The organism is Paenibacillus hunanensis, assembly GCF_014645615.1.
Taxonomy (GTDB): domain Bacteria; phylum Bacillota; class Bacilli; order Paenibacillales; family Paenibacillaceae; genus Saccharibacillus; species Saccharibacillus hunanensis.
In genome coordinates this window covers 180,600-206,464 of the sequence record NZ_BMMB01000008.1, presented here as the reverse complement: position 1 = coordinate 206,464, position 25,865 = coordinate 180,600, and the positions used below count along the sequence as shown (strand labels likewise).

Below are 25,865 nucleotides of genomic sequence, written 5' to 3'. Positions count from 1 at the left end.
CAATTATTGATGTTTTGCCAGGATGGATTTCAGGGAATCTTTAGAGTTCAGACCCACTACTTTATCCACTGGTTGACCGTCTTTGAAGAAGATCATTGTAGGGATACTCATTACGCCGAAACGGGAAGCCGATTCAGGGTTTTCGTCTACATTGACTTTAGCGATTTTCACGCTGTCGCCAACTTCAGTTGCCAGCTCGTCCAGAATTGGAGCAAGCATTTTACAAGGGCCGCACCAAGGTGCCCAGAAGTCTACCAGTACTGTGCCTTGCTCTTCTACTTCATTTGCGAACGTTTGATCAGATACATTAACGATTGCCATGGAAATAGCCTCCTCAGATACATTTATTTGAATTATTCATTATTTAAACAACGAATGAGGTTCATACAACCTTATTATAACACAGAAGAGCGAATTCCGAAACAGCAAATACGAATTTTTAATATCTAACTTTAATTTAGTAAGTATTTTCCGTTTTGGAATCAACCTCATATTTTATATTATAATCATTTCTTTTGAAAATGGAATATTCTTCATCAGAAACTCATTAATTGGTGTTGGTGCGTCAGAGCTTACTATTACTCTTTGTAAGAGGCAGACACCACTTCGGAAAGGAATAAGGGAACGTCCTTAGGTGGAGCCCAGGAATCTACTGGATTAGGAGAGAATGTAGATTCCCGGGCTCCAAAGCAGTAAGATATTTTGCTTTCGCAAAAATCACTCTTTATTGAACATCGTGTTAGGAAGTCGCTAACACTGTAAGTCGTCCTTTTCCCTTATTTCCTTTCCTACGTTCTGTGCAATTGCAACATGTATTGCATGTAATTGCAACATGTATTGAATTAGAACCTTAATCACGTTCTCAAGTCAGATTATATATTTACTTGTATATATTTACTTGGATGCCATGTCGTCCATGCCACCGCGTTTATTTTCTCCGCTTACACTGACCACATCGACGAATGGAGCAATCCGATTGAGCAGGCGCTCACCTTTATAGCGTTCCTCGCCATCCTTGTTTGTGAAGCTTAGGTGCTGGAGCAGAGCGTCCATCGAATAATTGGACGTGTAAAAGGTAGGCTTACGCTCCATCCGATAATTTAGAATCGCGCCGAGTACATGATCGCGTACCCATGGATTAAGATTCTCTGCACCGATGTCATCAAAGACGAGCAAGTCGGTATTTTTCATCATTTCAATCGTCTGCTTGAGACGGTTGTTGTCCTGAAGCATGGATTTTAGATCCTCAACAAACTCGGGCATGTACACAATGACGCCAGTATAGCCTACCTTGGCAAGCTCATGCAGCATGTATGACATGAGGAACGTTTTTCCGGTGCCAAAATGTCCAACCAGATACAGCCCCTTGGCAGTGAGTCCATTTTGCTTCACCTGATTGATATAATGGAAAATCTGCTTAACTGCCGGTACACGTTCCATATCCTTTGAAACGATCTCGACTGCATTATAGCCTTCATTCAGCGCACGATCATCCACATAAAAGCTCTGGATACGCTCGCGTACCTGTAGCTCATGCTGCCTTACAAGCTGCTTTTGACAGGGCGTTTTGCGTTCGTGCAGTCGTGTTCCTTCCTCAGATGGCTGTACGACCAGATTCGTATAATGTCCTTGAAAATCATTCGGACAGCGATCCAGACCCGGACAATTATCGCAATGGCGGCGATCGCCAATATATTGATAAAGCTTGCTCAGATTGGTCATTAGCTCCCGATCGGTTAGCTCGGGATGCTTGCTACGCAGTTCCAGCACCAGCGGATCACTTAGAAGCTGTGCGGCAAGCTTATTCGATTGTTCCCGAAAGCGGGAATTTTTCATCTGCCGCAGCAGATCACCAATGGATTCCATGGTGGTTGACCCCTTCCCACGATTAACATACCGTATCGTAATCGACTGTATACGATATGGTTTGATCTTCTATCTTCTATACATAAGAGGTGTAGCTTGTATATCTCCTACGTTAATACACAACTATAGACCTTGCTTGCCCGATTGAAGCTGCTCTGCCAGACGCATAACCTCTGCCAGCTCATCCTCCGAAATGCCTGATGCTTTGCCTTTTGTATTTTCGACGATCGGAATTTCTGGCTTCGGACGAGCATTACGATTGTACGTACGAGCTCCGCGCTTACCACCTGCACCTGCTGCCGCACGTCCCTGCGCCGGATCGCTTAGCTGTTGATCCAGCTTCTGCTGCTCACGTACATAACGTACAGCCTTTTCATACGTCGTCACCTGTTGATTGAGCATATTCGTCACGATCCAGTCGACGAATTTGCTGCTCAGGCGCTCACCCGGCTGGGACATCTTCACCGCCAGCAAGTAGTGAATCAGTACATTCATCACTTCCTCAGGCAGCTTATAATTAATATCGATATGCTCGAAAATATCATGAATACTGTTTGGCACACTACCCGGATAGAACATCTCCAGCACCCGTGTATACGGCTGATTACGCAGCATCATATTGTACTGACTTGTATCGCATTTGCCAGTAAACTGACGTGGTACATCGAGGAAAAATTCCATCTCAACCGCATGCTCCACCGGTGTATCTGATATTTCCTCTGCCTGTGTCTCCGGTGTCTCTGCTGCTCGGTGCTCTGCTTCCTGTTGCTTGCGCAAGGACACGACCTTGGCCTCATAAATCTGCCGTTCCTCGGTACGCTTCTTGCCCTGACGGAACTGTAAATTTGCACGACGCTGAATCTCTTCCTCCGCCAGCTCACCATTCGCAGTGAACACACCATCCTCATCCAGCATACGGCAAATATCCTGAATGTCCAGCTTATACTTGTACGCAATATAGCTCAGTATATTCATCTGCTCTGGCTGAAAGCGCAGCTTCTCGACAAATGGACGATTGCGTGAGCCACGCGGGAAATAGCGAATAATATCCGCGTAGTTAATCAGATCCTCCTCGCTCACCTTAGGCTGACGAGCACGCGGCTGTGCACTCACCTCTGTCAGTGCCTGCTCCAGCTCATAGTCAATCACATGCGTATTTAGCTCGAAAATATCATAAAACGGCTGCGAAATATTTTCCCGCTGTACAGATGGATGCTCCCATTCCTCTGGCTGTGGTGCAAAAAATTGCTCGCGCAGTGACAGCACAGCGAACTTCCCTACTTTATCACGTAGCAGCAGCGTCAAATGCTGTGTTCGGAAAAACTCCCCCGGCGACAGCGGTGGCTGTAGCTCATATTCATATATATAATCATCCTGCTCCGGGAAATACACACGACTCGTCTGGAGTAATCCAACTGCTTCAAGCAGTGATGCCTGCTCCATCAGCTGCTTGCGTCCACGCTCCCCTGGCTCAAGACCGAGTGTAAGGAACAAGCCACGTTGCTGCTCGACAGCAGAATAACCTACACGGCGTGCATCCACTTGCTCACACAGCAACCGATATAGACTGATAGCAAACGCTCCGGTCAGCGGCTGGTATACCAGACTCAGCATCCGTTCATCCAGATGACCGAGACCAAACTCGCGGTACACGCAGTAGCGATGATTTTCTGTAAAATGAAGCAAATTTTTGATGCGCATAATCCGCCCCCTTTTTTGTTTGCGCCCAATATGCGGAATTCTATTCTACCACAAATCCAGCTCGTTCAAGCGAGAAAAGAAGTCCAAATTTCCGTCACAATCTGCACCTCACTTGCTGAGCATCGGTCGTTTGCCGCCTTACGCCAGATCGCCCGTTTTTTTATTTTACAGATGCTGATTGAACGCATCGATGATCCGGTTTTGTCTGTCGATCTCTTCATATATTGCGATCTATTCTATGAAGCAACCATGAACAGAGTGTGAAGTCAATTGCTCTGCCCATGTGCTTGCGGTACAATAAAACAGTCAGAATGAGCACGATCGGTCTGATGCTCATCAGTTATTTTGGCTAGTATGATCGCGTAATGATGATCACTGACACAGACCTTTTCGATTAAATACACGCAGGACTCCGGCTTGCCGGATATCTATATTACGTACAGGAGTGATCCCTAATTATGAACGAAGCTGTAGCTACACTGGAAGGCTGGTATGCCCTGCATGACTTCCGTACAATTGACTGGACGGCCTGGAAAGCAGCCGATGATGAAGAACGAGCAGGCGCGCTAGAAGATCTGAACGCACTGCTGGACGAATGGAACAGCGTGAGTGAAGCTGGGACGGGCAGTACGGCTACCTATACCATTGTCGGACAAAAAGCCGACTTTGTGATGATGCATTTCCGCGAGACGCTGGAAGACCTGAACGCGATCGAAGTAGAATTTAACAAAACAACCTTTGCCCGTTTCACGCAAAAAGCGTATTCCTATGTGAGCGTTGTCGAGCTGAGTAGCTATATGGCTGGCAATAGCGACGAAGATCCGATGCAAAATCCGCATGTCGTTGCACGTCTGAAGCCTGCTTTGCCAGGCTCCCGTTATGTGTGCTTCTATCCGATGAACAAAACACGTAATCTGTCGGACAACTGGTACATGCTGCCGATGGAGGAGCGCCGCGAAATGATTCGCAGCCACGGTCTGATCGGACGCAGCTACGCAGGCAAAGTAAAACAGATTATTACCGGCTCGGTCGGTCTGGATGATTGGGAATGGGGCGTTACCCTGTTCTCCGATGATGCTTTGCAATTTAAAAAGCTCGTCTACGAAATGCGCTTCGATGAAGCGAGCGCACGCTTTGGCGAATTTGGCGCCTTCTACGTGGGTAGCCTGCTGAATAGCGAGAAGATCGACGAGATGCTGAAGCTGTAACGAGATTAGTACGAATAAAACTATCTGATATCAAATAAAAGTAAGTAATGGCAAGCATAATATCATCAGCGATGTCTTAACAGAAGCATCGATTCATTGGTGCTCAAATGAAAAGGATTTGCCCGTATAGGGCAAGTCCTTTTTTGTTATGAATGGAAGCTCTGTACTCTAAAAAACAACCTTTTTATGACCGATGATATCACTACCCTACAGCTAACTTCAGATAATCACTCATTGAACTTCATTGTTGTTTAGGAGTCTTCATTGTTCTTTTTTGATATAAATTGTAAAGAAATCATAAACTGTAAATTTTGTTCATAATATTGTCGAAAATACTAATATTTTAGCGATTACTGACGATAATAAAATCAAGCTGAAATCAACCTTTCATACACAGACCTGATCAGCAACTTAGCCGATGATAGAAAGTAGGGAATCATGATGTCATTAAAAATCAAATTGATTTTACTTGTAGTCTGTGCAGTGATTCTAATTGCCGTACCTGTAGGCGGAATCGCTCTATATGCGATTAAAGGTGAAGCAACAAAATCGGTCAACAATGAGCTTCAAAACACCGTCCAAACCGCCGTCAGCCAAACACAGGGCTGGATGAATACGAACCAGAAAGTCATTGAAACGATGGATGCTTATATTTAGGACAATATTCCCCTGGATCAAGTGACGACCAAGCAGCTTTCGGTCTACAAAAGCGACTACAATGGCGGCAACATTTCCGATCTATATATGGGTCTGGAAAAAGGAAAGCGTCTCATCGATGGCAGCGGCTGTGTGCCTTATGCGGGCTATGATCTGTTCCAGCGTCCGTGGTATATTAGCGGCAAAGCAGCTAATAAGCTAACCATTAATGATCCTTATCTTGATCCAAGCACGAATCAATACTCCGTTCCAATCACCATGCCGATGAAGGATGAGAATGGTAACTTTGCTGGTATTCTCGGAGAAGATATTCATCTATCCACCATCACCAAATATATTAATCAAATCAAAACACCGGGCGGCTTTAGCTTTTTGCTTGATAATAAAGGAACGATTCTCGCCCACGCGAATACGAAACTGGTCAACAAGCCTATTGGCGAGCAAAAGGATTACAGCAGCATCGCATCCAATATGCTTGCCAATGATTCCGGTCAATTGACCTACACGTACAACGGTGATCCACAAATACTCTATTTCCAAAAGCTTCCCAACAGTGGCTGGACAATTGCCACCTCCATTTCTGAAAAATATGCTTTCGCTGACTATGTATCCCTGCGTAACAATATCGCATTGATTATTATTGCCCTTACCGTAATCTGTATCGTGATTGCTACCATTATTGCTTCCCGTATCGTTAAACCACTCGTTCAGCTCAAGCAAAATGCACAACTGCTCGCTGAAGGCGATCTGACCGTACAAGCTAATGTACGTGGCAAAGACGAGATTGCTCAATTGGGTACAGCCTTTAATAAAATGTCTGCTTCCTTACGTAATCTGATTCTCACCGTCTCCGATTCGGCGGTAAACGTGAACGATGCTTCTCGTGAAATGTACAAGCATGCTGCCAATTCCGGCGATATCGCTCGTCAGATTTCGACCGTAATCGAAGAAATTGCGCGTGGTGCTAACGAGCAAGCCGAGTCAATCCAGGGCGGTGCAGAGCTCGTATCGGATATGACATCTTCCTTAGAGCAGGTTTCCCGTCGTGCAGGCGAAGCATCCGGTATGATCGATCAGGTGAATGAAGCGATGACTCGTGGTACGGATGCGATCTCCCGTCAGAGTGGACTGGCAGAGTCCAGTCAGCAGGCGACTCATCGAGTCGAAGCCTCCAACACACTGCTCATTCAGAAGCTGGATGAGATCGCTGTAATTACCAAAGCGATACGTGATATTAGCAGTCAAACGAACCTGCTGTCTCTGAATGCTTCGATCGAAGCGGCGCGTGCAGGTGAGCATGGACGTGGCTTCGCGGTAGTAGCAAGCGAAGTACAAAAGCTCGCTGATCAATCCGCTCGCTCTGCCGAAGATATCAACCGTCTGCTGATCGAGCTACAGGAGGCTGGTAAGCAAAGCTCAGAGGTATTAACCTCCTTCCGCGAAACGAACCAGCATCAGCAATCATCCATGCAGGATACCCGTCACTCCTTTGAAGAGATTCGTGAGTCGGTCGACGGCATCATCTCCCGCATCTCGCTCGTCCTATCTGGTATCGACAATGTACAAACCGGGGCTGCACGTGTATCCGATGTGATCACTGGACTTGCTGCTGTCGCCGAAGAAAGTGCAGCGGCAACCGAGCAGGCAGCATCTTCGACGATGGAACAATCCGGATCGATTGTAAGCATTTCCGATTCGTCTAAAAATCTGACGGTTAGTGCTGATGCGCTCCTCCAAGAAATTGGTCAATTTAAAGTAGACGGCCCTGCTACACAGACAACGGACACAGCTATAACGGATGCTTCCACTACTGTTCCTTCCGATCTATCTCATCCTAAATCCAAATCGATTCGTCGTTCTGCATAACCCTTTTTTCTCCATGAACCAGTACAACTGATCTCATCCAGCTGTACTGGTTCTATATGGATCAAGCATCGTCCATTTTTGATCACAACTCGTCCACTGAGCTGTCCGATATTATAAATAAAAAACGAGTTAAAATTGGTAAATACTGATTTACATTTCATCAAAATAGTTAACAATTTAGCACATTTAGACGATATAAAATTAAAGCTGATACTCAAGACCCGCACAACCAGACATGATCAGTAATTTAGCCAATGATAGAAAGCAGGGGATCATGATGTCGTTAAAAATTAAACTTATTTTGCTGGTAGTATGTGCGGTCATATTGATTGCAGTACCCGTTGGGGGAATCGCGCTGTATGCGATCAAGGGGGAAGCTACGCAGTCGGTGAATAATGAGTTGAAGAATACGGTAGAAAAAGCCGTCAATCAGACTCAAGGTTGGATCAATACGAACAAAAAAGTAATCGAAACGATGGGAAGCTTCATTCAAGACAATATCCCAATCGATGAAGTGACTGCTAAACAATTGTCCGTATACAAAAATGAATATAATGGTGGCAACATTTCTGACCTCTATCTTGGATTGAAAAACAACAAAATGGTCGATGGCAGCGGCTGGATTCCTGATGCTAGCTATGATCTGCGTGTTCGTCCATGGTACACAAGTGGTAAAGAGGCGAACAAATTAAGTGTGAACGAGCCTTATTTTGACCTTACAAGTAAAAAGTATTCAGTTCCTATCACGATGCCAATGAAAGACGCAAATGGTGATTTTGCTGGTATTCTGGCAGAAGATATCTACTTATCTACCATCACGGACTATATTAATACAATCAAAACACCAGGTGGCTTCACGCTATTACTTGATAAAAAAGGAACCATACTCGCTCACCCTGATACAGCTATCGTAAACAAATTACTAGGCGAGCAATCGGCTTATAGCAGTGTTGCACCTACTATGCTAGCCAATGATTCCGGTATCGTCAGCTATACGTACAAAGGCGACCCACAATTAATGTACTATCAAAAGCTTCCCGATACCGGATGGACAATCGCCACTTCCATTTCGGAAAAGTCTGCTTTCGCTGACTATGTGACACTTCGTAACAATATCGCTCTAATTATTCTTGCGCTCACAATCATTTGTATCGTGGTTGCTGCTATTATTGCTTCTCGTATTGTAAAACCGTTAGTTCAACTGAAAGAAAATGCACAGCGCCTGTCTGAAGGTGATCTGACTGTTCATGCGAAAGTTCGCGGTAAAGATGAAATTGCGCAACTTGCAACCGCATTTAACAAAATGTCTGCCTCTCTGCGCAATCTGATTGTTACTGTTTCTAATTCAGCAGTAAATGTGAATGATGCCTCCCGTGATATGTATAAAAACGCGTCTAACTCTGGCGATATTGCACATCAGATCTCAACCGTAATCGAGGAGATTGCCCGCGGTGCCAATGAGCAAGCCGAGTCGATTCAAGGCGGTGCAGAGCTTGTGTCGGACATGACTTCTTCACTGGAGCAAGTGTCCAGTCGTGCTGGTGAAGCTTCCGGTATGATTGAACAGGTAAATGATGCGATGACTCGTGGTACGGATGCGATCTCCCGTCAAAGTGGACTGGCAGAATCCAGTCAACAAGCAACACATCGCGTAGAAGCATCCAATACACTGCTGATTCAAAAGCTGGATGAGATTGCAACGATTACGAAAGCGATCCGCGACATTAGTAGCCAGACGAATCTACTGTCTCTAAATGCTTCGATTGAAGCAGCTCGTGCAGGGGAACATGGACGTGGCTTCGCGGTTGTTGCCAGTGAAGTACAGAAGCTGGCAGAGCAGTCTTCTCGTTCCGCAGAAGATATTAATCGCCTGCTGGTAGAACTACAAGAAGCAGGCAAACAAAGTGCTGAAGTGCTTACCTCATTCCGTGAAACGAATCAGCATCAACAAGCTTCCATGCAGGATACGCGTCATTCCTTTGAAGAAATTCGCGAATCGGTGGATGGTATCATTTCCCGTATCTCACTTGTTCTGTCTGGCATTGGCAATGTACAGCATAGTGCAGCGCGCGTGTCTGATGTGATTACAGGACTTGCTGCCGTATCGGAAGAAAGTGCTGCTGCAACGCAGCAAGCTGCATCTTCAACGATGGAGCAGACGGAAGCGATTAGTAGCATTTCCGATTCGTCCAAAAACCTGACTGTAAGTGCAGATGTATTGCTACAAGAGATCAGTCAGTTCAAAGTAGACGGTGCGGAAACACCTGCTACGGATGAAGTCGCTACGGTAACACCGATTACACCTGAAACTGCACCAGCAGCACCGCTTAAAAACAAAAAGAAACGCCGCTCTGCATAATATTCAGATGATTGGATCTTGCGCCATCCACTCAGGGGAGTAGCTTTCCTTATCTTCTAAAATGATAAAGCAATCTGTCATGTATCATCGCTATCTATTCCTGTCGAATATAGGTTCTACACAAAAAGGCGCTCCGAATATACATTCGGAGCGCCTTTCTATTAAGAACGATACAGCTTCAATCAAATGGAAGCTGTATCTATTCCTTTCAATTCTGTTCGTACATAACTCCCTGTAGAGCTTGCATTTTCTGACCGACTACCTTACTCAGCAGAAGGTAAAGAATCGTTCTGCTCGCGGGAAGCAAGGAATTCCTGCTCTTCCCGGTCGCGTGTGCGGCTTTTATCCTTGAGCCGCTCAATAGCAGGCAGGATTAGAATGTCCACTTCTTTCTGAACGGTATAGGCGAGATCATAACGACCCGCATCCTCCAGAAATCCGCCAACCTCCATCAAGCCATTATAACGATCTAGCTCATCACGTGTGAGCAGACCGCGCACCTGAACGCTGCAATGTCTCATCTTACAGGAATTTACCTTTTTTCAGTGCTAGCGATACGCCGCCGATGATGAACAGCCAGCGAATATCGATTACTTTTTTCAGTTGAGCAGCTACAAAGCCTTTCAGCTTACGATCGCCAACGATACCTACTGCTTCACCTTTACCCAGGGATGCAACTGTACCTTTGTTGTGGAAGACGAATTTCTTCGGCTGTTGACCACGGATCGAAGCCAGAATGTTTTGTGCTACAACTGGACCCTGCTGCATAGCGATCTGTGCAGTTGGAGGGTATGGACGACCTTCTGGGTTGAACATCAGAGCGCTATCGCCAATGATGTAGATATCTTCGTGACCTGGTGCACGCAGGAACTCGTCGATTTTAACGCGACCGCGCATGTTTTCGAAGCCAGCTTCTTCTACCAGACGGTTACCACGGATACCACCTGTCCATACTACTGTATTCGCAGGGATTTTTTCCAGGTCTTCGCCAACGATAACGCCGTCAGCTTGACATTCTTTAATAGCGATACCGATTTTGAACGTAACGCCTTTATTTTTCAGTACGTTCATTGCATACTCAACCAGCTCAGGATCGAAGCCTGGCAGTGCAGTTGGAGCTGCTTCAACGTTGTAGATTTTTACGAGGGAACGATCGATACCGTGCTTGCGGCACAGCTCAGGAATACGATCCGCCAGCTCAGCTACGAACTCGATACCTGTGAAGCCCGCACCACCTACAACAAAGCTCAGACGCTCAGGCTTCTGATCTTGTTTGTACGCTGCGAATTGACCTTCGATATGCTCGCGAATTTTGCGAACCGAGTTAATGCTGCGAATCATCATTGCATTTTCCATCATACCCGGGATGCCGAATGTTTCTGGCTCGCCACCGAGGGAGATTACAAGATAATCGTAGGACAGTGTGCCGTCCTCCAGGATTACTTTCTTCTCTTCTGGTACGATTTTTTGGATGTTGGATTTTACGAGGTCGATTTTGAATTCATCAACCAGTTTGGAGATGGATACTTGTGCATTATCCAGTGCATCTGTACCTGCTGCTGGCATATGCAGGTGAGTTGTGAAGTAATGATAGTCGTGACGGTTAACCAGTGTTACGTCAGCCTCATTATAGTTCAGTTCTTTTTGAAGACGTTGTGCTGTCATAATGCCGCCGTAGCCGGCGCCCAGAATGACGATTTTTGGAATGCTACTCATGTCGGTTTTCCCCTTCCAGTTTTGTTCAATTAAGCATTTGGAAATGCTGAATCTACTATTGATGACGCATAAAATGACACACGCTCACCGGCAACGGCAAGTCGCCGTCAAGCGCAAGGCAAAGTATATCTAATCCTTATTAACCATACTTCCGATACCGGCTTGCAAAAACTCCGGAAATCAGCGAAGTACAGGCTGTATTCCGGTTCATCAGGCACCGCCTCTTATTGTGAAAATATACACAACAAGGGACAAAGATAGGCGCGCCAACAAAGATTCTATGTTATATCTCACATAACATTGTAACCTTTATTGCTGATTTTTTCAAAAAAATTTTGTTTTTTTTCAAGAAAATGTTCGTTTTCTGTCACAAACCAATATCGACACATCTGAAATGATAGCGATAATTGTCTAAAAGATCAAGGGGTAAAACAACTTTAATTGGTGTTGTGAGTGGAAAATAGCGATGTTTTTTGTGGGAAGCGCTTACGGGATGAAAATGTGATCTGGTGTTCGAATGCTTCATGACTTTGGTGGGAATGTACAATGTGCGTTGCGGATCGTGCGTGGATCGTAATGGTGGGGATTGGATGTGTGTAGGTTGGGGATGACATTTTTGGAGGGTGGTGAGGTACACCACTTCGGGAAGGAATAAGGGGACGGACTCGGGTGGAGCCGCGGGAATCTTTTGGAATTTGGAATACATGAAGATTCCCGCCCCTCCAAAGGAGTCCTTTCCCCTTATTTCCTTCCCTGCGTTCTGTGCTTACTACCAATAATGTGCATGGAGAGTGACGACATAAAGAAATCGGTAAATATACTCTTCACGATCTATTTCAACCCACACCGTCGCACCGAGAGTGACATCCACGTATCACTACGATATCGCAGAGCTGCTAATTTCAATCCACACTCTTGCACGGAGAGTGACGACACTCCAATTTTATCAGCTGGTGCAGTGTATTATCATTTCAATCCACACTCTCGCACGGAGAGTGACGATCTTCGCTCGATTTTGAATATCCAGCTTATTGAATTTCAATCCACACTCTCGCACGGAGAGTGACTGTACCTGCTTTTAGCCCTGATGTAGCAAGGAAAAAATGCCACAAAATCGCGAACCTCTTTTTTAGACTACTGAAAATAGTGGGAAAAGACAATAAAATTCCTATAAGCCCTTATGTAGCAAGGGGTGCGAATCTGCTGGGGATTGGATGTGAGCTTGGTGTTCGCACTTTTATATGAGTTCATAGAGGGTACTCTTTATTGGATTGCGATGTTTTAGTTGGAGAATGTGGGTATGGAAGATCGATATTTAGATGAACGTATGATCTACATCATACTCGTTAAGGTAGCTCTTTTTTGGGGTTATGGATAAATATGTCATCACATAATGTTCGTTTTTAATAATTTTTCTATATTTATGATGTAGTTATGGTGAATTGTTTCGTTTTTTCACCAAATTTTCTTACTTTGAAAATATAATTAGCTACACGTATAATGAATACTGACTGGTGCCACACTCGTAACGCAATGCAATGGATCTAGTTATATTCAAAAAAAGACAATACAGCATGTTCGCGATTACGCTGCTTGCATATTGCAACCATCACACTTTGGAGGTGTACCACGGTGACATCTACAACCACCGGAGAACGTACGGATATTATTATTATTGGCGGAGGACCTGCGGGCATGTTTGCTGCTTTTTATGGCGGTATGCGTCAGGCGTCCGTGAAATTGATTGAGAGCATGCCGCAGCTTGGCGGACAGCTTGCTGCGCTGTATCCTGAAAAATACATTTATGATGTAGCCGGCTTCCCGAAAGTTACTGCTCAGGAGCTGGTGAACAATCTGCATCAGCAGATGAACCATTTTGATACCGATATTCTACTGGAAGAAAAGGTACTCAATGTGGAGAAAAAAGGCGATCGTAATTTTGTCGTGACAACGGACAAAGGCGTACATGAAGGCAAAGCGGTAATCATCACGGCTGGCGTTGGCGCATTTGAGCCGCGTCGTCTGGAGCTGGAGAATGCTGCTCAATATGAGAAGCAGAACCTGCATTACTTTGTGAACGATCTGAGCCGTTTTGCTGATCGCAAGGTATTGATCAGTGGCGGTGGCGATTCCGCGGTGGACTGGGCATTGATGCTGGAGCCGATTGCCAAAGAAGTAACCCTGATTCACCGCCGCGATAAATTCCGCGCGCATGAGCACAGTGTAGAAAATCTGATGGCTTCCAATGTAAAAATCATTACGCCAACCGAGATCACTGAGCTGCATGGTGGCGAGCAGATTGAGCGCGTAACACTGAGCGATGTGAAGACCAAGGAAACGCAGGAGATCGAAGTAGACGATGTGATCGTAAACTTTGGCTTCCTCTCCTCCCTCGGCCCAATCGCAGAATGGGGCATTAACATCGAGAAGAACTCCATCATCGTCGACTCTCGCATGGAGACGAATGTGGAAGGAATCTTTGCAGCTGGCGACATCACAACCTACCCGGGCAAGCTGAAGCTGATTGCGGTTGGCTTTGGTGAAGCACCAACAGCGATCAACAATGCGAAAGTATATGTGGATCCAGACGCTAAGCTGTCCCCAGGACATAGCAGTAACTTGAAAATGTAATCTTACTTCCCTATTGGGAAAGGAGCGGCGAGCCATTATTATAAATGGATGAATGCAGCCGCCCTTCTGATCGACCCGAAGCACCTGAGCTGTATGATCCCATGTGACCAGCAGCTCAGGTGCTTTTTTTATGCGGTACATTTTACACGTTATCTTTTATGCGATATCAGGTCTGTCCCTTCTTTTTACATGAGGTGATTGGTGTACGATGGTAGAGGGTTATGTATAACGCGATATATGCGCCGCCGAAGTTGCCAAATTGTTCAACTTTTATGCGTTAAAGAAGGATATTTTTATCGTATAGTAAAAAGAAGTGAGCTAAATGATCTCATTTAGCTATTACAAACATCACTTTTTATATGGACTTCATCCGAACCATTTTAGTGCTGGCGATATCATCTGTCGCTAATCCTAATAAATGGATCGTTTATTTCAAAAGGAGGTTACCCCCTTGAGTATTGGCTTTTATTTTGCAATCCGCCTGATTATTTCGCTCATTTTGATGGTGATCGGTGCGATGATGGTCGTACTGGGCAGAAAATTTTTCAAAGAAGCGAGAAAAGGCGCTGCAATTGGCTTTATTATTTTCGGCTTGCTCGTCATCTCGCTGGCCATTCGCGGGATTCTGCTTAACTTTAGCTGAATGAGTCTACTGGAGGTGCAGCCCATTGCAATGGCTTGCTATGATCACGATGCTGATCGATCATCTCGGATATGCCTTTTTTAGTGATGAACGCTATTTGCGTGTCATTGGACGCATCGCTTTTCCGATCTATTGCTACTTGCTGGTCGTCGGCTATCAGCGTACTCGCAATGTGCAGAAGTACACGGTGCGGCTGCTATTGATTGCGGTATTGTCGCAATTTCCGTTTATGTATGCGTTCAATATTTCGAATCTGAATGTGGTATTCACGTTGCTACTTGGACTGCTGCTCATGATTGCGATAGATCGCATACCACGCCAATGGATGATCCTTTCTATTCTGCTTGCCGTTGCGGTTGCGCTGGGTGCCGAGGTGCTACATACGGATTATGGTGCATACGGCATTGCGCTAATTCTCATTTTCCGTTATGCGCCGGGCTATTGGGCGGTACTGCTTCATCTGGTGCTGAATATCATGTTCCAGCTAGGCGGACTGAATAGCTCGATTCAAGGCTTTAGCATTGTCGCTACACTACTGATCGCGATTCAGCAATCGGCTCCAGAGACGATGCGCTTGCCACGGGCACCCTCCTGGCTATGGAGAGCCTTTTACCCGGCACATTTAGCGATTATTGCCTTGATTGTGCAGGGAATACGGTACGGTTATTTATAATTGGATTGCGATGATAACGGCTTCAATTGAAATGAAGATGAAGATTTGTCTACTTTTTCGTTTTTTTGTTTAAAAAGCTATCGCCAGATAGATACGCATGGAGTATAATCTTTACCGGAACAATTCCGCCGGGCGAAGGCGGTTTTAAATATAGGAAGGGGCTCCTCCATGAAATCGAACAAAAAACACACGCTGACTGAAGACATTCATTTTTTTACTGCCGGGTTGTCGGGTAATCTCATTACAGTCTGGCAGGAAGATCCTGCTGGCGTCTATTGCGAAATCGGGCGTGGCTACGTAGAAGCCTACACAAACAAGTATGTACGTGTGCGTAATCTACAATCCGGAACGAAAAGCCTGTACAGTCGCGATGTAACGATGTTTCAAACCGATTGATTTTTTCCATTCACATGGCTGTTAGCTATCAGGTCAGCAGCATAAGCAGTAAACTATTTTGCTTCGCAAAAATCACTTTTTATTGCACCTCGTGTTAGGAGAGCACTAACACTGAATCGGATAAAAGCTAGCCCTCAGTGAGCTGCAAACATTGCAGTCCATCTGAGGGCTTTTTGCTGTCTTATAAAGGTAACTTGCTTTATTCACAGAGAGTTCATGTAGCGCTACTATACTGTAACTCGTAGGACCCCTACTATTAGCTAAACACTACCCATTTCAGGAGGAATTTGATAATGAAAACTTTCAAAATCGTAACAGGTATCGCTCTTTCCGCCGCTTTGCTGACAGGCTCGCTTACCGCCTCATTCGCTACTGCACAGGCGGCTACGGCGAAAACAACAACGACGAAGACTGCAACAGCTACTGGCAAAACGGCTGCAAACAATACGAATGTGATCATCGGTAAAATCAAATCGGTCGGTAGTGGCAAGCTGGTGATCTACAAATCCAGCACCCAGCCAGATATCCCGGCTGGCGCAGAAGGCTCAACCGTTCCCAAAGCAGGCGAAGCACCGCCAACCGGACAGGCACCTACTCCTCCTGCGGATGGTACAGCTAAGACCAATGCAGGTGGACAGCCTCCAACGATGAGCTTTAGCTCATCTACAACGACACTGACCACAACAAGCGCGACTATGGTTGTAAGTGTTACCCATGCTACTGGTTCAACGAAAGCGACTGAAACGAAGAAATCCCTAGCTTCGTTGAAAGCGGGCGATATTGTATTTGTTACACTCGCTTCTGGCAGTACTTCTCAGATTAGCCGAATTGAGCTTATGGCAACACAGCCCGCAGCCAAAGCAGCGACTGCCAGCAAATAATATAAAATTGAACATGATAAAGAGCTACCGAGCGCTTCACATCGGTAGCTCTTTATTTCATTTTATTCAAAAAAATATTTATTTTTTAATTTCTTTGAATACCGCACAACGACGCGGATTACAGCAGGTAAAAAGGGATTAACGCGCGTCAAATTTTAAGTTTTTTAATAATCTGTTCATATAGAGTTCATATTAGATGTCTAAACTCGCAATCGAACAGACAAACAGGAACTGTTCAGCAAAGGTACGTATTAAAGGAGGAATGTTTTTTATGAAAAACACATGGAAAGTGCTCTCTAGCACTGCATTCTCAGCTGTATTGTTGGCGGGTACGATCACAGCATCGACACATGTATTCGCGGACGCAGCAAGTGATGAGACGACAAACGGACGCACCACACAGCAAGGTACAACGACATTGAGCCCGAATGGACAATCGAATCAGGGAACTGCTAACGGTACAGTAGCCCAGCCTCCAGCTCCTCCAGCAGGTGGACCAGGAACAGGCGAGCACCCTGCACCGCCAGCACCTCCTGCCCCACCGCAAGATGGCTATGATCATGCACATGGCAAAATCACAGCGATCAGCGGTAACACGATTACAATCGAGAAACCACCAGCACCAGGCGAAGGCCCAGGCCCGGACGGTGTAAAAGGTAAAAAAACAAGCAAACGTGGTACAGTCGAGGGTAACACTTATTCCAACAGCCAGGCTAGCACCTCTGTTGCTCAAAATACGTACGGTCAAACGGTGAGCTTTACGATCAGCAGCTCAACCAAAATCGTAAAGGTTAGCCATAGCCCGGAAACAGGCAGAACTGAAAAGACGCTCTCCCTGTCCGATTTACAGGTAGGCGATGATATCGGTATCAACCTGGAGCAAAATACGCAAAATGTAGTGGAGATCGAAGTGCATACGCCACCTACGCCTCCAGCTGACGGACAAACACCACCGGCTCCTCCAGCACCAGGTGAAGCTCCACCAGCGCCACCAACAGGCACAGATGCGCCACCAGCACCTCCGACTCCACCAGCTGATTCTTCCAATTCCTCGTCTTCTAGCACAGGAACATCGGGATCATCCAGCTCTTCGGAATCGTCTGGCTCTTAATTAGCGATTGAATAACATGGAAGTGTAATCTCTGTACAGCTATAGCACAAATGAGTTCTGCTATCGGTTGATTTCAGATCGTATAGGCACTTCCAGCATTTCAATAAACAGCAGAACCAGCCGCTCGCATATCACGCGAGCGGCTGGTTTTTTTACGCTGTTTTATGAGGCTTTATTATAAGACGTTATAAAGTACGCTGCTCTGGATCAGCTCCATTTATCATCCAGCTTGCAACCAATATCCAGCAGTGTGTCATGACTTAACGATCAGGTGTATAAATAAATCATAGCTGTTTCAGATGAATAATGAATGAACACGTTCGGCAAAAAATGAAGTAGAAGTTGTGATATGATAGACAGAACACACAATGTACTCTAACTGTTCACGTTGAAGGAGGAATCTTCCATGAAAAAACGCACTCTGGCTATTAGCGATATTCACGGCGAGGTCGATTTGCTGAATCGGCTGCTGGATGAAACGGGCTATACGCCTGAGCACGATCAGCTTGTGCTGCTGGGGGATTATGTAGATCGTGGACAGGATGCAAGAGAAACGCTGGAGCGTGTCATTGGGCTTGTTCATGAAGGTGCAGTGGCATTGCTTGGTAATCATGAGGATCTGATGCTAACGGCGCTTACAAGCGGTCGTGAGTCGGACTGGAACCGCTGGCTCAAGGTCAATGGCGGTCTTGCTACGCTGCAAAGCTACGGCTTTACGTCCGAGCAGCTTATCACGCTGTCCGGGGAGGATTTTGAATTGCCTGATCTGCACTGTGAGACGCTGGATCGGCATCTGGACTTTATTCGCAGCCTGAAGTTGTATTATGAGACAGAGGACTATCTCTTTGTCCATGCAGGTGTAGAGCCGGGTAAGCCTGTCTCCGAATGCTCTAGACGACAATTGATCTGGATTCGTGAAGCCTTTCATAACGACTATGATGGTGAGAAGCTCGTTGTGTTTGGTCATACACCAACCTTTTACCTGCACAAGGATAATACGCGCTTTGACATCTATTATGGCATTAATCGCATCATCGGTATTGATGGTGGCGCTGTATATGGTGGTCAGTTGAATGCGCTCGATGTGACGAATGGAATTGCCTATTCGGTACGTCCAGCCTGAATGATCTCTGTAGGGAAGCTGTACTGCTTTTTGAGTACATTCAAGCTCCGTCATCATATGGCAATACTAGTCTGCTGTAATGTAGATTTGTAGTAGATTTGTAATTGAAGTTCTTTTTGCTTTAAAATAGTAAGTAATGAGTTACCATTTAATACGATATACCGTCAAGGAGGCACACATGAACGGAAGTACAGAACGAAAATTAACGACCAACGTCCATTTCTTCGCAGCCGCGCTGTTTCAAACACGTGTGTATGCCTGGCAGCCTGGCTTTAGTGTAGAGCATGGCGTTATCGAGCGTATTGGTCACGACTACATAGCCCTTCGCAATGAAACAGGAGATCTGACCTTCTACCAGCGAGAGCAAACGATATTTGTAAATAAATAAGCAGACTGTAAATAGACCATTCAGTTTAATTTGGTTTAGTATGATTTATTTTAATTCAGTCCAGTTCAATTCAACACCATATAAAAAACAAAGCACAGACCTCGGCAATTCGCCACCATGTTCTACGCTTTGTTTTTACTCATGATTGTAATTATAATTTATAAAATTTAATAATTTACACAAGAAAAAACCTCTACAATTTAAAATGCAGAGGTTTTTCTTGTGTATTTTTAAACTATTAATAAAATCAAAACTTACACTCAATCCTCACAAGGCTGTGCCAGTGCTTCATCTTCCTCACGTGTACGGAAGGACGCGCCACAGCCGCAGGTTACGAGCGCATTCGGGTTGAAGATGGTGAAGCCACCAGACAGACCGGATTCCTCATAATCGATCTCAACGCCATTCAGATATTTCATATCATCCTTGGCCATTACAACCTTCATATCTTGAATCGTCATATATACATCCTGATCAGTTTCCTCACTGTCAAAGCCCATTGCATATGAAAATCCGCTGCATCCGCCAGCATTCACACCGACGCGGACAAACAGACCGGGAATATCCTGTGCAGCCATAATATCCTTCATTCGTTCAGCTGCTGACTCGCTAATTGTAATCATTTCGATTCCCTCCTTTTCCCTTCTCATTATACTCCTATCATGAAAGCTGCTCAAGGCTCTAAACGAACCGAAAATGCCCCATTTTTTAAGCAATTGTGTTGCCCGTGTCTCAGTAGAGGTTTATAATGGGTAAGTGAACAATGACATGAAATGTCGAATTTCTGTCATAAACAATTACTATTTTAGCCTTATTTATCGTTGTAACTTTTTTCACATTTTATTGCTGATATGGATGACTTCTTATGTATATTGTTGTATATTGGATAATGGACGTTATTTCAAATTTATGTAACTGTGTCGAAAACTGTAACGAATCCCAGATCAATCGATGCCCTATATAGCCGTTCTATTATTCAATTTGCTCAAATTGGTGTAAGACAGGACAAGAGTGTCTTCTACGATTGGAATACCACATACAGAAGTAAGATAGAGGCGTCAAGGAGAACAGGAGGAATCTAGCATGTCCACCATTATTACACCGCATACAGACACACGTATGGCAGAAATTATTCATAAGGTGCGTTCCGGTGAACGTTTGTCACTTGAAGACGGCGTTTATTTATATGAAAGTGAGGATATTTTGACCATTGGCCAGCTTGCCAATGAAGCAAATCTTCGCAAAAATGGCAAAAAGGTTTATTTTATCGAAAATATGAGCCTGTACTTTACGAATGTATGTGAAGCACATTGCGCATTCTGTAACTTCCGTAAAGATGAAGGCGAAGAAGGTTCTTACACACTAAGCGGCCCGGAAATGGTCGAATACGTGAAGCAGCATATTCATCCAGGCGTACGCGAGTTCCATATCGTCGGCGGACATAACAATCATGTACCATTCCAATATTATGTAGATTCACTCAAAGCATTGAATGAAGCCTTCCCAGAAGTAACGCTCAAAGCTTACACAGCCGCAGAGATCGACTTCTTCACTCGTATTAGCGGAATGAATGTTAGAGAGGTACTGATGAAGCTGCGTGAAGCAGGCTTGCAATCTCTGACAGGCGGCGGTGCTGAAATTCTGTCTGACGAATACCGCAAAAAAATGCGTGTAAACAAAGCGAATGTTGACCGCTATCTGGAGGTTCACCGCACTGCACATGAGCTGGGTATGCGCACGCATACGACCATGCTGTACGGCTCGATCGAAACGTATGAGGATCGTGTAAACCATATGATCCAGATTCGCGAGCTACAGGATGAAACGAATGGCTTCCAGGTGTTCATTCCACTGTCCATGCAACCAAAGAGCAAGAATGCTAGCATTATGCGTCGTAACTCCGCTTACGAAGACCTCAAGACGATCGCGATTAGTCGCCTGATGCTTGACAATATTGATCATATTAAAGCTTACTTCATTAACATCGGTACCCAGTTGACTCAGATGGCTCTGACCTTTGGCGCTTCAGACGTGCATGGCACGATCCTGAAGGAGAAGATCAGTCACGCTGCGGGAGCACTCACACCGGAAGGCTTGACCCGTAAAGAGCTTGTATGGCTCGTGAAGGGCGCTGGCCGCATTCCGGTTGAACGGGATACCTTCTATAACGAAATCAAAGTATACGAATAAGCAGACCGGCGACAGTTCTTGCGACTGCCGCCGTTCCCCTGCGCCCTTGTTGCTTTGCTTTTGCCCTATACCGGGCTTTACTTCATAGACGAGACCATGTGAATCTGCGCTCTCCTTTGAGTAAAGCCCGTTTATCCGCCTGCCTTTTGATGCGGTACATACTGTTGCCGTTGTAAGCTCCAGGCCGATCCGGCTTCACCCGGTCCTCTGCCAGTCTCCTCTGTGCCGGATGATGCCTGTACACATATAATCGTTTCCACCTATGTTATTGCTACTCAGGAATGGTTCTGGCATTCCTTGTTACCTACACTGCATATAAGGGAGAAGATATTATGAAAAACTTTGTCATTCTGGGCGGAGGTTACGGCGGGATTACGCTGCTACACGAGCTGCTTGATCAAAAAATTCCAGCCGATACTCAAATCACCCTCATTGATCGTATGCCATTTCAAGGACTAAAAACGGAGTATTATGCACTCGCAGCAGGTACCTCCTCCGATGTGGAGCTGCGCGTCAAATATCCAGCGCATTCCAAGCTGACTATTCGTCATGGTGAAGTGACGAACGTGAAGCTGGATGAGAAAATGATCGAATTCGCAGACGAAAGTACACTGGAATATGATCAGCTCGTTATCGCTCTGGGCTGCACCGATAATTTCCACGGCGTACCAGGTGCAGAGGAGCATACGTGCACCATTCAGACATTCGAAGCGACACGCGAGACTTACCGCCGCGTGAATAACCTGCCACCAGGCTCCACGATCAACGTTGTAGGCGGCGGGCTGAGCGGTATTGAGATTGCTGCCGAGATTCGTGAAAGCCGTGAGGATCTGAATGTACGCATTCTAGACCGTGGTGAACGCCTACTCTCCTCCTCGCCTGCTCGTCTCTCCAAGTATGTAGAGGCATGGTTCCGCGAGCACAATGTAGAGCTGCGTAATAAGATTAATATTAGCCGCGTAGAGCCAGATAGCGTATATAATGGGCCGGAGGAGCGCATCTCCGCTGATATTACAATCTGGACCGCAGGGATTCGTCCAGTACCGCTGATCGATGAGCTGAACGTGAACCTGGATAACTCCGGTCGCGTCATTTTGGATGAGCTGTATCGCATCCCAGGTCGTCCAGAGGTATTTGTGTGCGGTGACTGTGCATCCCTTCCTTTCGCAGCAAGTGCACAGGCGGCTCAAGCACAGGCAGAGCAGATCGCCAATGTTGTCGTGGCTGGCTGGAAAAATGAAACACCAAAAGTACAGCCGCTCAAGCTGAAAGGTACACTCGGCTCACTCGGTAAGCATGACGGCTTCGGTTCTGGATTCAGCTTTGGCTTTGGCGCGAAAGGCAAAAGCTCCGTTACCGGACGTGTACCGCGCTTGCTGAAAAGTGGCGTGCTCTGGATGTCCAAGCATCATTTTGGCTAATGGCTGAATGAGATATTCTGGATATACTCATCTGAGTGCTTGCGTTATAGAGTGCTGTCGCATACGCATACTGTACATTGCATTATAGATGTAATGAGGTACGATCGTATGGAGCAAATCATCGCTGCTGCTTCGACTTCGCAGGAAGTAGACTTTACCGTATACAATATAGTCCGTCATCGGAGCGCTTATACGAGTGGTTCGATAGCAGCTCTATAATGATAAAAAAAGCCTTCTGCTCTGCTACAAGCTATGCTTGTGTACAGCAACAGAAGGCTTTTTATGTTGAGTTTGCGCATATCAGAAGGCTTTGTATACTACAAGCTGCATCTATTCCAAGTAACAGCTCTGGTAAGCGATATGCCATACTGGCTATCGTTTATCCTGCCCCTTCGATTACCTGCGAATGGGGATCATGAGCATCGTACTCAATCGAGATCCAGATTCGCCCATGCGTCAGCTTCGTCGATCTTTTCCTGAATGAGCTTGCGCAGCTCGTCCACATCGTCAGCAGCGATAATCTCGCCGTTCACCATCGCATAAGGCATCGCATAACACTGTCCGCAATTGCCCAGACAGCCATATTCAATCACATCATAATCGGGATTGCTCTCCAGCTCCTTCAGGATGCGACCGGTGCCATGATGCATATTGCTCTGGCAAAATTCGATGATCGGTCTCATCATAGATAACACTCCAATCTGTATATGTTCCGGTGTTCCGGTAGGTGTCAATCATGCGCCTGTATGTCCATTTTCAAAATTAATTTGAAATGAGTATAAAAATCAGTGGCGCAATTGCTGAAATTGGTTTACTTTTATATTATAATATACTTACGAAAGGAGTTGAACAATATGAGTGAGAGTGTACAAACACAAATGTACGATGAAGTACTTGAAGTGCTGGATAAACTGCGTCCATTCCTGCAACGCGATGGCGGTGACGTGGAACTGGTAGACGTTGAAGATGGTATCGTTAAGCTGAAGCTGATGGGTGCATGCGGTAGCTGCCCAAGCTCTACCATCACACTGAAAGCCGGTATTGAACGCGCCCTTTTCGAAGAAGTTGAAGGTGTGGAAGAGGTTGTACAGGTATTCTAATCTGTCCCTTATCATGCGTTAATTCATAGGCAAGTAGCCAAAATAAAGAGGATGTCCGCTTCCCTTCCGGGAGGAGCGGCATCCTCTTTTTGGTTAGAATTTATTTTACATACGGGCGGATCGGGTCTAATCCACCGGAGATATCCATAATATTACCGGTAATAAAGTCTGAATCCTCCTCGCAAAGATACGCGATCACGCGTGCGATATCTTCGCCGCTACCTGGACGTCCGCGCGGTGTCTCTCCGTCGCTCATACCCAGCACTTCCTCAATTCGCTTCTCCTTATTATCCCCACGGATATCGCCTGGACAGATCATATTGACCGTAATGCCACTGGAAGCTTCCTCGACCGCAAGCGTTTTCGTAAACGAAACGAGACCGACCTTTGCCGCTGCATAAACGGCGCGATGTGGCCATGCCCGTGATTCCGCAGCATGTCCAAAGCCGAAATGAATGATTCGACCCCACTTTCGCTCGCGCATGCCTGCCAGCACGCGATGATCAAGTAACATCGTACCGATCAGATTGCCCTGAAGCATCTCCATAATCTCTTCACGCTCATAATCAATAAATAAACGGCGCTCCCGTATAAAAGGGCCTGCATTATTCACGAGAATATCTACTGTCCCGAGACGCTGCTCTACCTCATCAATCAGGCGATCAATCTCGGATGCTTGCGATACATTGGCCTGTACAGCGATACACTGCACACCCATCGCCTCGATCTGCTGTTGCAGCTCTGCGGCTTCGTGCTTGCTATTCACATAATTTAAAGCAATATGATGACCTTGACTGGCAAGTGTGAGTGCTGTCATTTTGCCCAGGCCTTTGGCACTTCCGGTAATGAGGGCTATTTTTCGTTCCAAAGATGTGCCTCCTTATTATAAATATGGCTCCACGCTATTCAAGTGTACTGATGTGGATGCCTTGATGTCAAAATAAGTACAGTGAAGATGAATTGGGTTGAGATATGGTTGGGCTAATAACACGCCCTGTTGCCTTAATTAGATTAAAGAATGATCTTACATAGGATGGTGCGCTGGACGTGGTAAACGACTGTTTTCAGATGGGTAGCGTACAGTTTATTGCTTCAATTTTAATTGCACTCCAACAGGTTAGCTACCAAAATATGTACCCGATCTGGAATCTGTTTGAAACTTTTTTACATTTGAAGTACATTAAGAAAAGTAATTAATAGAGGGATAATGGTTAGTTTTACTGCATATCGGGTGGATAGCTCCAATCAAATAAAGGATGCCTCTTGCCCTCGATCGTAGATAGGCAGCGATCTATATTTTAGTTTATACAGCACAGAAAGGAAGCTATAGTATGAGTTCAGCTAAAACCAATGCGATGCGCATTTTGGATAAAGAGCATATCGCTTATGTCGTACATGAATATGATCCTGAGGATGGACAGGTGCATGGTACAGCGGTAGCTGAGAAGATTGGAAAGCCTGCTCCGATTGTACATAAGACGCTAGTGACACGTGGTAAAAATGGGCTGCATATATTTGTTATTCCGGTAGCGGAGGAATTGGATTTGAAAAAGGCGGCGCGTGCAGCTCAGGAAAAGAAGCTGGATATGCTGCCGGTGAAGGAATTACTTGCGCATACCGGCTATATCCGTGGTGGCTGCTCGCCAGTAGGGATGAAAAAGCTCTATCCTACTTTTATCGATCACCGTGCGGAGGCACTGGAACAGATGGTAGTCAGTGCAGGCAAGATTGGTATGCAAATGGAGCTTGCGCCTGATGAACTGGCAGCTGTAGTGAAAGCGCAGTTTGCTGAGGTTTGTGTGTGAGTTTATGGTGATAACAAAAAAGCATCCTGCCTGTAAAAGGTCAGGATGCTTTTTCTGTTGAGCTGTGTTATTGATTTTAACCATTGTAGCTTGCGAAGCTAGTTGCAATGGTTCAGCGGGTTGGCTTCTC

24 protein-coding genes are annotated in these 25,865 nt (G+C 45.6%); 16 read left to right on the top strand and 8 right to left on the bottom strand.

What is annotated here, in order from left to right; translation table 11 throughout:
- Positions 1-3: 3 nt before the first annotated feature.
- From trxA to IEX62_RS18165, 3 genes are all read right to left on the bottom strand, one after another.
- Positions 4-321, bottom strand: coding sequence for a thioredoxin (trxA, locus tag IEX62_RS18175; protein ID WP_188776970.1), 318 nt, complete (start codon positions 319-321; stop codon positions 4-6).
- 573 nt (positions 322-894) lie between these two features.
- Complete coding sequence (dnaI, locus tag IEX62_RS18170) at positions 895-1,866, bottom strand: primosomal protein DnaI (RefSeq protein ID WP_188776969.1); 972 nt, start codon at positions 1,864-1,866, stop codon at positions 895-897.
- 123 nt (positions 1,867-1,989) lie between these two features.
- Complete coding sequence (locus IEX62_RS18165; RefSeq protein WP_188776968.1) at positions 1,990-3,567, bottom strand: replication initiation and membrane attachment family protein; 1,578 nt, start codon at positions 3,565-3,567, stop codon at positions 1,990-1,992.
- A 458-nt stretch (positions 3,568-4,025) separates the two neighbouring features.
- Between IEX62_RS18165 and hemQ the strand changes: the two genes are divergently transcribed.
- The 4 genes from hemQ (at position 4,026) to IEX62_RS18145 (ending at position 9,657) form a co-directional block, all read left to right on the top strand.
- Positions 4,026-4,775 carry a hydrogen peroxide-dependent heme synthase gene (hemQ, locus tag IEX62_RS18160; protein WP_188776967.1) on the top strand — a complete coding sequence of 250 codons (750 nt, stop codon included), beginning with the start codon at positions 4,026-4,028 and terminating at the stop codon, positions 4,773-4,775.
- Positions 4,776-5,213: 438 nt separating this feature from the next.
- Entirely contained in the window at positions 5,214-5,432 is a 219-nt protein-coding gene (locus IEX62_RS18155) for a hypothetical protein (RefSeq protein WP_188776966.1), read from the top strand.
- A gap of 21 nt (positions 5,433-5,453) precedes the next feature.
- The gene (locus tag IEX62_RS18150) at positions 5,454-7,298 is read left to right on the top strand and encodes a methyl-accepting chemotaxis protein (protein ID WP_188776965.1); all 1,845 of its coding nucleotides are present in this window, start codon (positions 5,454-5,456) and stop codon (positions 7,296-7,298) included.
- A gap of 274 nt (positions 7,299-7,572) precedes the next feature.
- Positions 7,573-9,657, top strand: a complete 2,085-nt coding sequence (locus tag IEX62_RS18145; protein WP_188776964.1) for a methyl-accepting chemotaxis protein — start codon at positions 7,573-7,575, stop codon at positions 9,655-9,657.
- Positions 9,658-9,920: 263 nt separating this feature from the next.
- On the opposite strand, the gene IEX62_RS18140 is transcribed toward IEX62_RS18145, so the two are convergent.
- Positions 9,921-10,178, bottom strand: a complete 258-nt coding sequence (locus tag IEX62_RS18140) for a hypothetical protein (RefSeq protein WP_188776963.1) — start codon at positions 10,176-10,178, stop codon at positions 9,921-9,923.
- A gap of 1 nt (position 10,179) precedes the next feature.
- Positions 10,180-11,373, bottom strand: a complete 1,194-nt coding sequence (locus IEX62_RS18135) for an NAD(P)/FAD-dependent oxidoreductase (RefSeq protein WP_188776962.1) — start codon at positions 11,371-11,373, stop codon at positions 10,180-10,182.
- A 1,632-nt stretch (positions 11,374-13,005) separates the two neighbouring features.
- On the opposite strand from IEX62_RS18135, the gene IEX62_RS18130 reads away from it, so the two are divergent.
- The 8 genes from IEX62_RS18130 to IEX62_RS18095 all read left to right on the top strand — a co-directional run bounded on the left by IEX62_RS18130 (position 13,006) and on the right by IEX62_RS18095 (position 19,219).
- A complete protein-coding gene (locus tag IEX62_RS18130) occupies positions 13,006-14,004 on the top strand; it encodes an NAD(P)/FAD-dependent oxidoreductase (protein WP_188776961.1) in 999 nt (332 codons plus the stop codon).
- Between the two features lie 451 nt (positions 14,005-14,455).
- A complete protein-coding gene (locus IEX62_RS18125; protein ID WP_188776960.1) occupies positions 14,456-14,647 on the top strand; it encodes a hypothetical protein in 192 nt (63 codons plus the stop codon).
- A gap of 25 nt (positions 14,648-14,672) precedes the next feature.
- Positions 14,673-15,320 carry a TraX family protein gene (locus IEX62_RS18120; RefSeq protein ID WP_188776959.1) on the top strand — a complete coding sequence of 216 codons (648 nt, stop codon included), beginning with the start codon at positions 14,673-14,675 and terminating at the stop codon, positions 15,318-15,320.
- A gap of 168 nt (positions 15,321-15,488) precedes the next feature.
- Positions 15,489-15,716: a hypothetical protein gene (locus tag IEX62_RS18115; RefSeq protein ID WP_188776958.1), complete on the top strand. Its 228-nt coding sequence runs from the start codon at positions 15,489-15,491 to the stop codon at positions 15,714-15,716.
- A gap of 293 nt (positions 15,717-16,009) precedes the next feature.
- Positions 16,010-16,597: a hypothetical protein gene (locus tag IEX62_RS18110; protein WP_188776957.1), complete on the top strand. Its 588-nt coding sequence runs from the start codon at positions 16,010-16,012 to the stop codon at positions 16,595-16,597.
- Between the two features lie 271 nt (positions 16,598-16,868).
- The gene (locus IEX62_RS18105; protein ID WP_188776956.1) at positions 16,869-17,708 is read left to right on the top strand and encodes a hypothetical protein; all 840 of its coding nucleotides are present in this window, start codon (positions 16,869-16,871) and stop codon (positions 17,706-17,708) included.
- 406 nt (positions 17,709-18,114) lie between these two features.
- Complete coding sequence (locus IEX62_RS18100) at positions 18,115-18,831, top strand: metallophosphoesterase family protein (protein WP_188776955.1); 717 nt, start codon at positions 18,115-18,117, stop codon at positions 18,829-18,831.
- 178 nt (positions 18,832-19,009) lie between these two features.
- Positions 19,010-19,219, top strand: a complete 210-nt coding sequence (locus tag IEX62_RS18095) for a hypothetical protein (RefSeq protein ID WP_188776954.1) — start codon at positions 19,010-19,012, stop codon at positions 19,217-19,219.
- A 260-nt stretch (positions 19,220-19,479) separates the two neighbouring features.
- Here IEX62_RS18095 and IEX62_RS18090 read toward each other — a convergent pair whose 3' ends face one another.
- A complete protein-coding gene (locus IEX62_RS18090; RefSeq protein ID WP_188776953.1) occupies positions 19,480-19,842 on the bottom strand; it encodes a HesB/IscA family protein in 363 nt (120 codons plus the stop codon).
- 460 nt (positions 19,843-20,302) lie between these two features.
- Here IEX62_RS18090 and mqnE point away from each other — a divergent pair, with 460 nt between their 5' ends.
- Together mqnE and IEX62_RS18080 are read left to right on the top strand one after the other, a co-directional pair.
- Positions 20,303-21,409 (top strand): aminofutalosine synthase MqnE, encoded by a 1,107-nt coding sequence (gene mqnE / locus IEX62_RS18085; protein ID WP_188776952.1) that lies wholly within the window; start codon positions 20,303-20,305, stop codon positions 21,407-21,409.
- Positions 21,410-21,741: 332 nt separating this feature from the next.
- Positions 21,742-22,830 (top strand): NAD(P)/FAD-dependent oxidoreductase, encoded by a 1,089-nt coding sequence (locus tag IEX62_RS18080; RefSeq protein WP_188776951.1) that lies wholly within the window; start codon positions 21,742-21,744, stop codon positions 22,828-22,830.
- A gap of 428 nt (positions 22,831-23,258) precedes the next feature.
- On the opposite strand, the gene IEX62_RS18075 is transcribed toward IEX62_RS18080, so the two are convergent.
- A complete protein-coding gene (locus IEX62_RS18075; RefSeq protein WP_188776950.1) occupies positions 23,259-23,516 on the bottom strand; it encodes a YuzB family protein in 258 nt (85 codons plus the stop codon).
- A gap of 168 nt (positions 23,517-23,684) precedes the next feature.
- On the opposite strand from IEX62_RS18075, the gene IEX62_RS18070 reads away from it, so the two are divergent.
- Positions 23,685-23,930 (top strand): NifU family protein, encoded by a 246-nt coding sequence (locus tag IEX62_RS18070; protein ID WP_188776949.1) that lies wholly within the window; start codon positions 23,685-23,687, stop codon positions 23,928-23,930.
- 100 nt (positions 23,931-24,030) lie between these two features.
- Here the strand turns inward: IEX62_RS18070 and IEX62_RS18065 are convergent, their stop codons facing one another.
- On the bottom strand, positions 24,031-24,798 hold the full coding sequence (locus IEX62_RS18065; RefSeq protein WP_188776948.1) for an SDR family oxidoreductase: 768 nt from the start codon (positions 24,796-24,798) through the stop codon (positions 24,031-24,033).
- A 463-nt stretch (positions 24,799-25,261) separates the two neighbouring features.
- Here IEX62_RS18065 and ybaK point away from each other — a divergent pair, with 463 nt between their 5' ends.
- Complete coding sequence (gene ybaK / locus IEX62_RS18060) at positions 25,262-25,735, top strand: Cys-tRNA(Pro) deacylase (RefSeq protein ID WP_188776947.1); 474 nt, start codon at positions 25,262-25,264, stop codon at positions 25,733-25,735.
- The last annotated feature ends 130 nt before the right edge of the window (positions 25,736-25,865 follow it).